This is a genomic window from Cupriavidus basilensis (genome assembly GCF_029335485.1).
Taxonomy (GTDB): domain Bacteria; phylum Pseudomonadota; class Gammaproteobacteria; order Burkholderiales; family Burkholderiaceae; genus Cupriavidus; species Cupriavidus basilensis_E.
This window is the reverse complement of record NZ_JARJLM010000703.1, coordinates 1-13044: the sequence shown is the minus strand read 5'-3', so window position 1 is coordinate 13044 and position 13044 is coordinate 1. Positions and strand designations below refer to the sequence as shown.

Below are 13044 nucleotides of genomic sequence, written 5' to 3'. Positions count from 1 at the left end.
ACATCCCGGCCGGGAGGGGCGGGAGACCAGTCCGGGGAGGCGGCCGGAGGCACGCCTGTCCCGGCGACGGGATGCGAGCTGAGGGCGTCAGCGCGGGTGCGGCATGGCTGGATGCCGGTCAGTCCACCACCACCGGGCGCAACACGAGCGGATAGGGAGCGCTAGCGTGTTTCGCTGGTTCGGGGTCGCGGGCTGGCCGGCAGCCGGCGCAGTGCCGGCACCTTGCCGGGCCAACTCAGTCCGCCTGCTTGCGCAGGAAGGCCGGGATGTCGTACGTATCCACGCCCTTTTCCTGCAGTGCCGCCACGTGGGCGGATGCAGACTCGCGCGAACTGCGCCATACCGCCGGCGTGTCCAGGTTGCTGTAGTCGGGCGCGTTGCTGTGGCTGACGCCGACGTTGTTGGTCATATTGCCCATCATCTGCACCGGCATATTGTCGGTACCGGTCTTGAGCAGGGTCATCGGCTGCTGCTTCTTCGCCGAACGGCCCAGGCCGGTCGCCACCACCGTCACGCGCAGCGCATCGCCCATGGAGTCGTCGTAGACCGTACCGAAGATCACGGTGGCATCTTCCGCGGCATAGCTGCGGATGGTGTTCATGACTTCCTTGGTTTCCGACAGCTTGAGCGAGCGGCTGGCCGTGATGTTGACCAGCACGCCGCGCGCGCCGGACAGGTCCACGCCTTCCAGCAGCGGACTGGCAACGGCCTGCTCGGCAGCCAGGCGGGCGCGGTCCACGCCCGACACGGTCGCCGTGCCCATCATGGCCTTGCCCTGCTCGCCCATGACCGTCTTCACGTCTTCGAAGTCGACGTTCACCAGGCCATCGACATTGATGATCTCGGCGATGCCGGCCACCGCGTTGTGCAGCACGTCGTCGGCGCACTGGAAGCACTTGTCCATCTCGGCGTCGTCGCCCATCACTTCGAACAGCTTCTCGTTGAGGACAACGATCAGCGAATCGACGCAGGCTTCCAGTTCGCCGGAACCGGCTTCCGCCACCTTGGCACGGCGCGCGCCTTCGAACTCGAACGGCTTGCTGACCACGCCCACCGTCAGGATGCCCATTTCCTTGGCAACCTGGGCCACGACCGGAGCAGCGCCGGTGCCGGTGCCGCCGCCCATGCCGGCAGTGATGAAGACCATGTGCGCGCCACGCAGCGAGTCGGCGATCTGCTCGCGCGCCTGATCCGCGCAGTTGCGGCCGACCTCCGGCTTGGCGCCAGCGCCCAGGCCGGTGTTGCCCAGTTGCAGCACGCGCGAAGCGCTGGAGCGCTTGAGCGCCTGGGCGTCGGTGTTCATGCAGATAAATTCGACGCCTTGCACGCCACGGCTGATCATGTGCTGCACGGCGTTGCCGCCCGCGCCGCCCACGCCCACCACCTTGATGATGGTGCCGTCCTGCATTTCCGTTTCAATCATGTCAAAGTCCATCACTGCCTCCAAGAAGTATCAGCCGCCAAACGCTGCAGCCTCCCCGCCGCAACCCTTGGTTACTGAACAAGAAACCATCCAATGAAACTGCCTGTTCAACGGCCTGCACACGATCTGGTGGACAGGCCGGCCCTTCACTCAACACACCCAGGCCGCCGGCAAGCTCAGAAGTTGCCGACGAACCATTCCTTCATGCGGGTCCACACCTGCTTGACCGAGCCGCTCTGTACTGCCACCTTGCGGCCGCGCATGCGTTGCACGCGGCCTTCGAGCAGTAGTCCCATTACGGTCGAATAGCGCGGACTCTTAACAACTTCGTGCAAATTTCCACGATATTCCGGCACACCGACACGAACCGGTTTGAGGAAGATATCCTCGCCCAGTTCCACCATGCCCGGCATCATCGCCGTGCCGCCGGTGATCACCACACCCGACGACAGCAATTCTTCATAGCCCGATTCGCGCACCACCTGGTGCACCAGCGAGTACAGTTCCTCGATACGCGGCTCGATCACGGCCGCCAGCGCCTGGCGCGACAGCGTGCGCGTGCCGCGGTCGCCGACGCCAGGGACCTCGATCATGTCTTCCGGATCGGCGATGGCCTGTTTGGCGATGCCGTACTGGATCTTGATGTCCTCGGCATCGGGCGTCGGCGTGCGCAGCGCCATGGCGATGTCGTTGGTGATCTGGTCGCCGGCGATGGGGATCACGGCCGTATGCCGGATCGCGCCTTCGCTGAAGATGGCGATATCGGTGGTGCCGCCGCCGATGTCGACCAGCACCACGCCGAGCTCCTTCTCATCCTCGGTCAGCACCGCCAGGCTGGACGCCAGCGGCTGCAGGATCAGGTCGTGCACTTCCAGGCCGCAGCGGCGCACGCACTTGACGATGTTCTGCGCCGCACTGACCGCGCCGGTGACGATATGCACCTTCACTTCCAGCCGGATGCCGCTCATGCCGATCGGCTCGCGCACGTCTTCCTGGCCGTCGATGATGAATTCCTGCGTCAGGATATGCAGGATCTGCTGATCGGTCGGGATGTTGACTGCCTTGGCGGTCTCGATCACGCGGGCCACGTCGGTCTGGGTGACCTCCTTGTCCTTGATCGCCACCATGCCGCTGGAGTTGAAGCTGCGGATATGGCTGCCGGCAATGCCGGTGAAGACCTCGGATATCTTGCAGTCGGCCATCAGTTCGGCCTCCTCCAGCGCACGCTGGATGGACTGCACCGTGGCCTCGATATTGACCACGACCCCCTTCTTCAGACCCTTGGACTCTGACTGGCCCATCCCGATCACTTCGTAGCTGCCGTCGGGGCGCAACTCCGCCACTACCGCGGCCACCTTGGAAGTGCCGATATCGAGGCCGACCAGTAGGTCCTTGTATTCCTTGCTCATCGGTTTTTCTCCGCGTTCTTGCTCTTGAGTCGCGTCGGATTGTTGTTCGGATTAGTGCTGGTATTTGTGCCGGCGGCCTTCGCCTTGGCCGCCGCCGCTGCCTGGGCATCGGTCAGGAACCGCACGTTGGCCGCACGAATGGCGAACCCGTTCGGATAGCGCAGGTCCGCGTACTCGATCTGCTTGCCCCATTGCTCGGTGACCTGGGGCCAGGCCACCACGAAGCGCTTGACGCGCTGGGCCATGGCGTCGCGCTCTTCGTCGTTCTGCTCGCGCCCTAGCTCGATCACCATGCCGTTGGACAGGCGGGCACGCCAGGCATAGCGCGCCGACAGCGTGAGCGCCAGCGGCTCCACCTTGAGGGGCTTGAACCAGTCGCGCATGGTTTCGAGCTTGTCCACCACATCGCCCTCGCTGTCCGGCGGGCCATCGAGGGCGAGCAACTGGGCATCTTCCTCGGCTTCGGCAGGGTTAGCGACGAAAACTTCGCCATAAGTGTTGATCAGGCGGCCACTGTCGGCATTTCCCCACGTACCGAGCGCTTCGTGCTCCTCGACCTCGACCGCCAGGCCGTTGGGCCATTCGCGCCGTACGCTGGCGCGCCGTACCCAGGGCACCGACTCGAAGATCTGCCGCGCCTCGTTGAGGTCGAGCGTGAAGAAGTTGCCCGACAGCTTGCCCAGCGCATTGGCACGCACGCTCGGCCCGTTGACGTGGCGCAGAGAGCCGCCGCTCTCCATCGGCGCCACCTCGACATGGGTGATGGCGAACACCGGCCGCTGTGCCAGCCATAGCAAGCCGGCCCCGAACGCCATCAGCGCCACCAGCGCATAGAGCGTGGAAGCGATCAGGTTGAGCAGGCGAGTGTTGTGCCACATGGCGTTGCTTTATTCCGGTTCCGGTCAGTCTGGGTTCAGTGTCTTGCTCGATCTTTGCGCCGTCAGCGCTCAGTCTGGTTTCCAGGCCGCGCTGGGATGCAGGTCCAGCGTGGCCGCCGCAACCACCTGCATGACGAAATCCTCGTAGCTGATGCCCACCGCACGCGCCGCCATCGGCACCAGCGAATGGCCGGTCATGCCGGGCGAGGTATTCATCTCGAGCAGGAAAGGCTTGCCGTCGGCGCGCAGCATCACGTCGGCGCGCGCCCAGCCGCGGCAACCCAGCACGCGGAAGGACTGCACGGCCAGGCGCCGGACTTCGGCTTCCACGTCGTCCGGCAGGCCCGACGGGCACAGGTATTGGGTATCGTCCGTGAAGTACTTGTTCTGATAGTCGTAGTTGGCGCCGGGCGCGACGATGCGGATCACCGGCAGTGCCTCGGCGGTGGCGCCCTCCCCCACGATGGGGCAGGTCAGCTCGGCGCCGTCGACGAAGGTTTCGGCGATCACGTCGTTGTCCAGCGCCGCGGCTTTCTCGAAGGCCGCGCGCATCTGGCCGGCCTCGGCCACTTTGGTCAGTCCGATCGACGAACCCTCGCGCGCCGGCTTGACGATCAGCGGCAGGCCCAGGTCGGCCGCCACGGCATCGAAATCGGTATCGGCGTACAGCATGGCAAAGCGCGGCGTGGGCAGCCCATGGGTCATCCACAGGCGCTTGGTGGCCTGCTTGTCCATGGCCAGCGCCGAGGCCAGCACCCCGCTCCCGGTATAGGGCACGCCCAATTGCTCCAGCAGGCCCTGGATGGTGCCGTCCTCGCCATAACGGCCGTGCAAGGCGATAAACACGCGGTCGAAGCCTGCCGCGGCCAGATCGGCCACCGGCTGCAGGCCGGGATCGAAGGCATGGGCATCGACGCCGCGCGAGCGCAGCGCGGCCAGCACGCCATTGCCCGACAACAGCGAGATCTCACGTTCGGCCGAGCGGCCGCCGAGCAGCACGCCAACCTTGCCCAGCGACTTCGGATCGATATTGGGATGGGCGACGAAGCTCATGCCTGCCCCCCAGCCTGCTGCGAAACCAGTTGCCCGGGCACGGTGCCGATGGTGCCTGCGCCCATCGTCACCACCACGTCGCCGGGCCGGACGGCGTTCAGGATAGCCTGCGGCATTTCGTCGATCTGCTCCACAAAAACGGGTTCAACCTTGCCGGCCACGCGCAGCGCGCGCGTCAGCGCGCGGCCGTCGGCGGCCACGATCGGGGCTTCGCCGGCAGCATAGACCTCGGCCAGCAGCAGCGCATCCACGGTGCCCAGCACCTTGATGAAATCCTCGAAACAATCGCGCGTGCGGGTGAAGCGATGCGGCTGGAACGCCAGCACCAGCCGGCGCCCCGGGAATGCACCGCGTGCCGCGGCCAGCGTCGCGGCCATCTCGACCGGGTGATGGCCGTAGTCGTCGACCAGCGTGAAGGTGCCTTCGCCGTGGGTTTCGCCCTGCGCGCCGGTACTGGCGCAAGCCACCTCGCCGTAGCGCTGGAAGCGGCGCCCCACCCCGTGGAACTCGCGCAGCGCCTTGACGATGGCGGCATCGGACACTTCCAGCTCGGTGGCAATGGCAATGGCCGCCAGCGCATTCTGGATGTTGTGCATGCCGGGCAGGTTCAGCACCACGTCCAGCGGCGCCTCGGCATGGCCGTTGAGCTGGCGCAGCACGGTGAAGTGCATCTGGCCGTCGACGGCACGCGCATTGACCGCGCGAATCTGGGCATCCTCGGCAAAGCCGTAGCGCACGATCGGCTTGGAGACGAAGGGCATGATCTCGCGCACGTTGGGATCGTCCACGCACAGCACCGCAATGCCGTAGAACGGCAGGCGCTGGGTGAATTCCACGAACGCCTGCTTGAGCCGGGCGAAATCGTGCCCGTAGGTGTCCATATGGTCGGCATCGATGTTGGTAATGACCTCGATCACCGGGAACAGGTTCAGGAACGAGGCATCCGACTCGTCGGCCTCGGCCACGATGAAGTCGCCCGTGCCCAGGCGCGCGTTGGCGCCCGCCGAATTCAGGCGGCCGCCGATCACGAAGGTGGGATCGAGCCCGCCTTCGGCCAGCACCGATGCCACCAGGCTGGTGGTGGTGGTCTTGCCGTGGGTGCCGGCGATAGCCACGCCCTGCTTCAGGCGCATCAGTTCGGCCAGCATCACCGCGCGCGGCACCACCGGGATGCGCTTGGCGCGCGCGGCCAGCACTTCGGGGTTGTCGCCGGCAACCGCGGTGGATACCACCACGGCATTGGCGCCGTTGATGTTGGCGGCGTCGTGGCCGTGCATCACGGTCGCGCCCAGCGACGCCAGGCGCCGCGTGGCGGCATTGCTGCCCACGTCGGACCCCGAGACCTTGTAGCCCAGGTTCAGCAGCACCTCGGCGATGCCGCTCATGCCGGCGCCGCCGATGCCTACGAAGTGGATGTTTTTGACGATGTGCTTCATGAATCCGTTGTATCAGTCCCTGGCCATCTGGCTGCAGATCTCCGCCACGCGCCGGGTGGCTTCCGGCTTGGCGAGACCGCGCGCCTGATGCGCCATCGCTTTGAGTCGGGGCCGCGACAGCGAGGCCAGCGTCTGCGCCAGCCCGCTCGCGGTCAGTTCGTTCTGCTGGACCAGCAAGGCGGCATCCTGGTTCGACAGGAATTCCGCGTTGGTGGTCTGGTGGTCGTCGACCGCATGCGGGAAGGGCACGAACAGTGCCGCCACGCCTGCCGCCGCCACTTCCGACACGGTCATCGCGCCCGCGCGGCAGATCACCAGATCCGCCTCGGCGTAGGCCGTGGCCATGTCGTCGATAAAGGGCAATGCTTCCGCCGCCACGCCGGCGGCCTGGTAATTGGCCCGCAGCGTGTCGATCTGCTTGGCGCCGGCCTGGTGCTTCACCAGCGGACGCTGCGCTTGCGGCAGCAGCGCCAGCGCCTTGGGCACCACCTCGTTGAGCGCCGCGGCGCCCAGGCTGCCGCCGACGACCAGCAGCCGCAACGGGCCGCTGCGGCTGTCGTAGCGCAGCTCGGGCGCTTGCATGTGCGCCACTTCGTCCCGCACCGGGTTGCCGGTCCACTCGCTGTCGGGCAGGGCATTGGGAAAGGCGCACAGCACCCGGTCCGCCACCCTGGCCAGCACCTTGTTGGCCAGCCCTGCGATCGAGTTCTGCTCATGCAGCACCAGCGGCCGGCCCAGCAGCGAGGCCATCATGCCGGCGGGAAAGGTGATATAGCCACCCATGCCCAGCACCACATTGGGCCGCACCCGGCGCAGCGCCTGCAGGCTTTGCCAGAAGGCGCGCAGCAGGTTCAGCGGCAGCAGCAGCTTGGTCAGCGGCCCCTTGCCGCGCAGCCCGCCGAACTGGATGAACTCCATCGGGATGTCATACTTGGGCACCAGGGTGGCTTCCATGCCGCTGCGGTTGCCCAGCCACACCACCCGCCAGCCCTGCTCGCGCAAGACGCGCGCGACCGCCAGCCCGGGGAAGACGTGCCCCCCGGTGCCGCCGGCCATGACGAGCAGCGTGCGCTGTGCGGTCATACCTTCCCTCCGCGCATCAGCACCCGGTTTTCGTAATCGATCCGCAGCAGGATCGCCAGCGCCACGCAATTCATCAGGATGCCCGAACCGCCGTAGCTCACCAGCGGCAGGGTCAGCCCCTTGGTGGGGAGCAGGCCCAGGTTCACGCCCATGTTGATAAAGGTCTGCCAGCCGATCCACACGCCGATGCCCTTGGCCACCAGGCCGGCAAAGGTACGGTCGAGCTGCAGCGCGGTGCGGCCGATGCCGAAGGAGCGCCGCACGATCCAGTAGAACAGTACGATCACCGCCAGCACGCCGACAAAACCGAATTCCTCGCCGATCACGGCGAGGATGAAGTCGGTATGGGCCTCGGGCAGGTAGTGCAGCTTTTCAATGCTGCCGCCTAGCCCCACGCCAGCCCATTCGCCGCGGCCGAAGGCGATCAGCGAATGGGTAAGCTGGTAGGCCTTGCCAAGCGCATTGGCTTCTTCCCAGGGATTGAGATAAGCAAAGATCCGCTCGCGCCGCCATGGCGACGCCGTGATCAGCAGCGCGAACGCGCCTACCGCCACGCCGACCAGGCCGGCGAACAGCTTGCCGTTGATACCGCCCAGGAACAGGATGCCCATCGCCACCGTGGCCACCACCAGGAAGGCGCCCATATCGGGCTCCAGCAGCAGCAGCATGCCCACCACCACCACCGCCACGCCCATCGGCAGGAAGCCCTTGCCCACGTTCTGCATCCACTCCTGCTTGCGCACGGTGTAGTTGGCGGCGTACAGCACCACCGCCAGCTTCATCAGCTCCGACGGCTGGAAGTTCATGACGCCGAGCGGGATCCAGCGCCGCGCGCCGTTGACGCCCTTGCCGACATGGGGCACCAGCACCACGATCAGCAACAGCAGCGCGATCACGAACAGCTTGGGCGCGTATTTGTCCCAGAACTTGACCGGGATCTGGAAGGCCAGCAGTCCCATGGACAGCCCGACGAACAGCGCAAACGCATGGCGCGCGAGAAAGTGGCTCTCGCGGTAGTTGGCGTAGCGCGGCGAGTCCGGCAGCGCGATCGAGGCCGAGTAGACCATCACCAGGCCGAGCGCGAGCAATACGATCGACACCCACAGCAGTGGCTGGTCGTATTCCATCATGCGCGAGCGGGTCGGCTTGACGCCCGACACCGCATCGCGCAATCCGCCCCACGCGTTGCCGATGGTGGCCCCGATGAAGCCGCTGCGCTTGACCTGTGCGTCGCTCATGGCAGGATCCCCCTGGACATCGCCAGCTCTTCCACCGCAGCGCGGAACACTTCGGCGCGGTGCACATAGTTGCGGAACATGTCGAGGCTGGCGCAGGCGGGCGACAGCAGCACCGCATCGCCGCCCTGGGCGGCGCTGGCGGCGAGCGTGACGGCCTGCTCCAGCGTGGCGGCGTCGGCCAGCGTGACGCCGGTGCCTTCCAGCGCGCGGCGCAGCTCGCCGGCATCCTTGCCGATCAGCACCACGGCGCGCGCGTACTGCGTCACCGGAGCGGCCAGGGGGGAGAAATCCTGCCCCTTGCCTTCGCCGCCGGCGATCAGCACCACGCGCTTGTCCAGGCCCGACAGCGCAGCCACCGTGGCGCCCACATTGGTGCCCTTGCTGTCGTCGAAGAATTCGACATCGTCCACCGTGGCGACCCACTCCACCCGGTGCGGCTCGCCGCGGTACTCGCGCAGGCCATGCAGCAGGGCGTTCAGCGGCAGGTCGATGGCACGGCACAACGCCAGCGCGGCCATGGCGTTGGTGGCATTGTGCATGCCACGGATCTGCAGGGCATCGGCCGGCATCAGGCGCTTGTGGCGCACCGGCACGGCTTGCGCGCTCTCGGCGGCCGCGGCCTTGCGGCGGCGCGGCTTGTTCTCGCTTTCGGCTTCGCTGTCGGGCTCCGCCACCACCAGCCAGGGCATGCCGCCCTCGCGCAGCACGCCAAAGCTGCCCGGCACCTCGGGCAGGTCGGTGCCGAACGTCACCGGCGCGGCATCCGCGCGCGCCATCTCGAGGCTCAGCCGGTCGTTACGGTTCAGGATCTGCACGCAGGCAGGCTCGCCCGGTGCCGGCGCCGGGCCGAAGATGCGGGCCTTGGCGGCGGCATAGGCTTCCATGCTGCCATGCCAGTCCAGGTGATCCTGGGTGATATTGAGCACCGTGGCGGCATGCGGCGCCAGCGTGTACGTGGTCTCGAGCTGGAAGCTGGACAACTCCAGCACCCAGACCTCGGGCAAGGTGGCCGAGGCGATGCAGGCGGCCAGCTTGTCCAGCGCCGACGGGCTGATATTGCCCGCCACCGCCACGCTCTTGCCGGCACGCTCCACCAGGCGCCCGGTCAGCGCGGTGGTGGTGGTCTTGCCATTGGTGCCGGTAATGGCCAGCAGCCGGGGGGCATAGCCCGATTCGGCCTGCAAGTGTGCCAGCGCCCGCGCAAACAGCTCGATCTCGCCCCACACGGGAATCCCGCGCTCGCGCGCCGCCGCCAGCAGCGCGGCGGTAGCGCTTTGCGCCGGCGACAGGCCGGGGCTGATGGTCACCAGCCCGATGCCGTCCAGCAGCGCTTCGGAGAAGGCGCCGCCCACAAACTCGGCCGAGGGCAGCTCGGCCTGCAGGAAGACCAGGTTGGCAGGTGCCTCGCGCGTGTCGGCAACGCGCACGGGCGCGCCATACTGGCCGCACCAGCGCGCCATCGCCAGCCCCGATTCGCCGAGGCCCAGCACCAGCACATGAGGTTTTTGCAACTCGCCAAACACTTCGATTCCCGCCTTATCTATTCCTGGGTTAATGCGTACGCGCCGGTTCTACGCAACTTCCGCGCGGCTTCAGCGCAGCTTGAGCGACGACAGCCCGATCAGCACCAGCAGCATGGTGATGATCCAGAAGCGCACCGTCACCTGCGTTTCCTTCCAGCCCGACAATTCAAAGTGGTGATGCAGCGGCGCCATCTTGAACAATCGCCGCCCCTCGCCATAACGCCGCTTGGTGATCTTGAACCAGCCTACCTGCAGCATCACCGACAGGGTTTCCACCACAAAGATGCCGCCCATCACGAACAGCACGATTTCCTGGCGCACGATCACCGCCACCGTGCCCAGCGCGCCGCCCAGCGCCAGTGCGCCAACGTCGCCCATGAAAACCTGGGCCGGGTGGGCGTTGAACCAGAGGAAGGCCAGGCCCGCCCCCGCCAGCGCGGAACAGAAAATCAGCAACTCGCCCGCCCCGGGGATATGCGGGAACAGCAGGTACTTGCTGTAGACCGAACTCCCCATCACATAGGCGAATACGCCCAGCCCGCTACCGACCAGCACCACCGGCATGATCACCAGCCCGTCCAGGCCGTCGGTCAGGTTCACCGCATTGCTCGAGCCCACGATCACCAGGTAGGTCAGCACGATGAAGCCGGCTACGCCCAGCGGATAGCTCACTTCCTTGAAGAAAGGCACGATCAGGTTGGACTTGTAGGGCATGTCGAGCGACAGGCCGCCTTCGACCCAGCCCAGGAACAGGTCCCACACCCGCACATTGCTGCTTTCCGAGACCGAAAAAGCCAGGTAGACCGCGGCCACCAGGCCGATCAGGGTCTGCCAGAAAAACTTTTCGCGGCTCGACATGCCGCGCGGATCGCGATAGACCACCTTGCGGTAGTCGTCCACCCAGCCAATTGCGCCGTAGCCCAGGGTCACCAGCATGACAACCCAGATGAAACGGTTGCCCCAGTCGCACCACAGCAAGGTGGAGATGGCAATCGACACCAGCACCAGCACGCCACCCATGGTGGGCGTGCCGGCCTTGACCAGATGGGACTGCGGGCCGATGGTGCGCACCGCCTGGCCGATCTTCAGTTCGGTCAGCTTGCGGATCACCCAGGGCCCCAGGCCGAGGCCGATCAACAGCGCGGTGAGGTTGGCCATCACCGCGCGGAAGGTCAGGTAGTTGAAGACCCGCAGGAAGCTGTAGTCGTTTTGCAGCCACTGGGCCAGAGCCAATAACATCGTGTTTCCGTATTCCTTTCAACAACCACCCGGGGGGCCGGGCTATCCGATTGCTTGATTAACTGTTGATAACGATTACTGCGCGGGAGTGATTGCGACCAGCGCATCCACCATCCGTTCCATGCGCATGAATCGCGATCCCTTCACCAGCACCGCGCTCGCCCTGGCCACGGCACCGCCTTCATCCTGTATCAGCGCCCGGGCCAGGTCTTCCGCCGCGGCGAAATGCCGGCCGCCCTGCGTGCCGAATGCCTGCACCGCGTACTGCACGGCCGCGCCGGTCGCCCACAGTGCCTCGATGCCGCGCGCGCGCGCGTAAGCGCCGATCTCCGTGTGGAACGCCGGTCCCTGGTCGCCCACTTCGCCCATATCGCCCAGCACCAGCAGGCGCGGCGAGGCAAAGCCGGCCAGCACGTCGATCGCCGCGCGCACCGAATCCGGATTGGCGTTATAGCTGTCGTCGATCACCAGCGTGCCGCCGGGCGCATGCTTGACCTGCAGCCGCCCCTTGACCGCGGCGAACCCGGCCAGGCCGGACTGGATGGCCGCGCGGCCAACGCCTGCGGCCAGCGCGCAGGCGATCGCCGCCAGGGCATTGCGCACGTTGTGGGTGCCAAGCACCGACAGGCGCACTTCGAAGGCTTCGCCAGGCGCGCGCACCTGCATGACCTGCACGCCGTCTTCCAGGCGCACAGCGGCACCGACATCGGCGAGCGCATCCAGGCCGAACGACAGCGCGCGCCGCGCGCCGGCGGCCTGGCGCCAGATGCCGGCATGCGCGCCGCCGCCTTCGGCGTCGAGCGGGAACACCGCCACGCCATCGGTCGGCAATGCCGCGATGGCTGCCGCGTGCTCATGGGCAACCGCCTCCACGCTCACCATGAACTCCTGGTGTTCGCGCTGAGCGTTGGTCACCACGGCCACGGTGGGCTGGGCGATGCCGGCCAGATAGACGGTTTCGCCCGGGTGGTTCATGCCCAGCTCGAGCACAGCGAGCCGGTGCGCGGCGTTGAGGCGCAGCACTGTCAGCGGCAGGCCGATATCGTTGTTCAGGTTACCGCCGGTGGCGAGCCGTGCGCCCTCCCCCACCGCCGCGGCAAAGATCGCCGCGATCATTTCCTTGACCGTGGTCTTGCCGTTGCTGCCGGTCACCGCCACCGCGGGCAGGCTGAAGCGGCGGCGCCAGCCAGCGGCCAGCTGACCCAGGGCCAGGCGGGTATCCGGCACCACGATGGCGGGAATGCCCAGCGCGGCGTCGGGCTCGCGCGCAACGACAACCGCGGCGGCGCCGCGCGCCGCCACATCGGCCAGGAAGTCATGCGCATCGAAGCGCTCGCCCTTGAGCGCGACGAAGAGGTCGCCCGGCTGTACGGCGCGGCTGTCGGTCAGCACGCGCGAGAACACACGGCTGGCGGCGCCGTCCGGCCCGGAAATACGCGCGCCGGCGATCCAGCCGGCGGCTTGCTGCAGATCAGTCATGGTGAATTGAGTCATGCCGACACCCCTCGCGTGCCCAGCGTCAGCCGGACATGCTCACGGTCGGAGAACGGCCGCTTGCGCCCGTTCACCTCCTGGGTGGCTTCGTGCCCCTTGCCGGCCACCAGCACCACGTCGGCCGCGGCGGCATGCTTGATGGCATACAGGATGGCGGCGGCACGGTCTTCGATCAGGTGCGCGCGGGCGCGCTCGTCCATGCCGTCGGCGATGGCGTTCAGGATTTCCTGCGGGTCTTCGCTACGCGGATTGTCGCTGGTCAGGACCA

Annotated in this window: 11 protein-coding genes; all 11 read right to left on the bottom strand. The window is 66.9% G+C overall.

All coding sequences use genetic code 11. From position 1 onward, the window contains the following. Positions 1 to 235 precede the first annotated feature (235 nt). Positions 236 to 1435: a cell division protein FtsZ gene (gene ftsZ / locus P3W85_RS43525; RefSeq protein WP_017227547.1), complete on the bottom strand. Its 1200-nt coding sequence runs from the start codon at positions 1433 to 1435 to the stop codon at positions 236 to 238. A gap of 164 nt (positions 1436 to 1599) precedes the next feature. Next, positions 1600 to 2832, bottom strand: coding sequence for a cell division protein FtsA (gene ftsA / locus P3W85_RS43520; RefSeq protein WP_017227546.1), 1233 nt, complete (start codon positions 2830 to 2832; stop codon positions 1600 to 1602). Next, positions 2829 to 3710, bottom strand: a complete 882-nt coding sequence (locus P3W85_RS43515) for a cell division protein FtsQ/DivIB (RefSeq protein WP_017227545.1) — start codon at positions 3708 to 3710, stop codon at positions 2829 to 2831. Before P3W85_RS43515 ends, ftsA begins: the two co-directional genes overlap by 4 nt. A gap of 69 nt (positions 3711 to 3779) precedes the next feature. After that, positions 3780 to 4763 carry a D-alanine--D-alanine ligase gene (locus tag P3W85_RS43510; RefSeq protein ID WP_276269377.1) on the bottom strand — a complete coding sequence of 328 codons (984 nt, stop codon included), beginning with the start codon at positions 4761 to 4763 and terminating at the stop codon, positions 3780 to 3782. Continuing rightward, complete coding sequence (murC, locus tag P3W85_RS43505) at positions 4760 to 6199, bottom strand: UDP-N-acetylmuramate--L-alanine ligase (protein WP_276269376.1); 1440 nt, start codon at positions 6197 to 6199, stop codon at positions 4760 to 4762. The genes P3W85_RS43510 and murC overlap by 4 nt, the downstream gene beginning before the upstream one ends. Before the next feature lie 12 nt (positions 6200 to 6211). Beyond that, the gene (gene murG, locus P3W85_RS43500; protein ID WP_276269375.1) at positions 6212 to 7282 is read right to left on the bottom strand and encodes an undecaprenyldiphospho-muramoylpentapeptide beta-N-acetylglucosaminyltransferase; all 1071 of its coding nucleotides are present in this window, start codon (positions 7280 to 7282) and stop codon (positions 6212 to 6214) included. Continuing rightward, a complete protein-coding gene (gene ftsW / locus P3W85_RS43495; RefSeq protein WP_017227541.1) occupies positions 7279 to 8520 on the bottom strand; it encodes a putative lipid II flippase FtsW in 1242 nt (413 codons plus the stop codon). Before ftsW ends, murG begins: the two co-directional genes overlap by 4 nt. Continuing rightward, positions 8517 to 10043, bottom strand: a complete 1527-nt coding sequence (gene murD, locus P3W85_RS43490; RefSeq protein ID WP_276269374.1) for a UDP-N-acetylmuramoyl-L-alanine--D-glutamate ligase — start codon at positions 10041 to 10043, stop codon at positions 8517 to 8519. The genes ftsW and murD overlap by 4 nt, the downstream gene beginning before the upstream one ends. 69 nt (positions 10044 to 10112) lie before the next feature. Continuing rightward, a complete protein-coding gene (gene mraY / locus P3W85_RS43485) occupies positions 10113 to 11282 on the bottom strand; it encodes a phospho-N-acetylmuramoyl-pentapeptide-transferase (RefSeq protein ID WP_017227540.1) in 1170 nt (389 codons plus the stop codon). A gap of 75 nt (positions 11283 to 11357) precedes the next feature. Beyond that, entirely contained in the window at positions 11358 to 12776 is a 1419-nt protein-coding gene (locus P3W85_RS43480; RefSeq protein ID WP_276269373.1) for a UDP-N-acetylmuramoyl-tripeptide--D-alanyl-D-alanine ligase, read from the bottom strand. Then, positions 12773 to 13044: glutamate ligase domain-containing protein (locus P3W85_RS43475; RefSeq protein ID WP_430869722.1), on the bottom strand; the 272-nt coding region annotated here is incomplete at its 5' end. The genes P3W85_RS43475 and P3W85_RS43480, both read right to left, overlap by 4 nt.

Excerpts from the sequence above, each read along its gene's own strand:
- ftsZ (WP_017227547.1), bottom strand. The coding sequence starts at position 1,435 with ATGGACTTTGACATGATTGAAACGGAAATGCAGGACGGCACCATCATC.
- ftsA (WP_017227546.1), bottom strand. The coding sequence starts at position 2,832 with ATGAGCAAGGAATACAAGGACCTACTGGTCGGCCTCGATATCGGCACT.
- P3W85_RS43515 (WP_017227545.1), bottom strand. The coding sequence starts at position 3,710 with ATGTGGCACAACACTCGCCTGCTCAACCTGATCGCTTCCACGCTCTAT.
- P3W85_RS43510 (WP_276269377.1), bottom strand. The coding sequence starts at position 4,763 with ATGAGCTTCGTCGCCCATCCCAATATCGATCCGAAGTCGCTGGGCAAG.
- murC (WP_276269376.1), bottom strand. The coding sequence starts at position 6,199 with ATGAAGCACATCGTCAAAAACATCCACTTCGTAGGCATCGGCGGCGCC.
- murG (WP_276269375.1), bottom strand. The coding sequence starts at position 7,282 with ATGACCGCACAGCGCACGCTGCTCGTCATGGCCGGCGGCACCGGGGGG.
- ftsW (WP_017227541.1), bottom strand. The coding sequence starts at position 8,520 with ATGAGCGACGCACAGGTCAAGCGCAGCGGCTTCATCGGGGCCACCATC.
- mraY (WP_017227540.1), bottom strand. The coding sequence starts at position 11,282 with ATGTTATTGGCTCTGGCCCAGTGGCTGCAAAACGACTACAGCTTCCTG.
- P3W85_RS43480 (WP_276269373.1), bottom strand. The coding sequence starts at position 12,776 with ATGACTCAATTCACCATGACTGATCTGCAGCAAGCCGCCGGCTGGATC.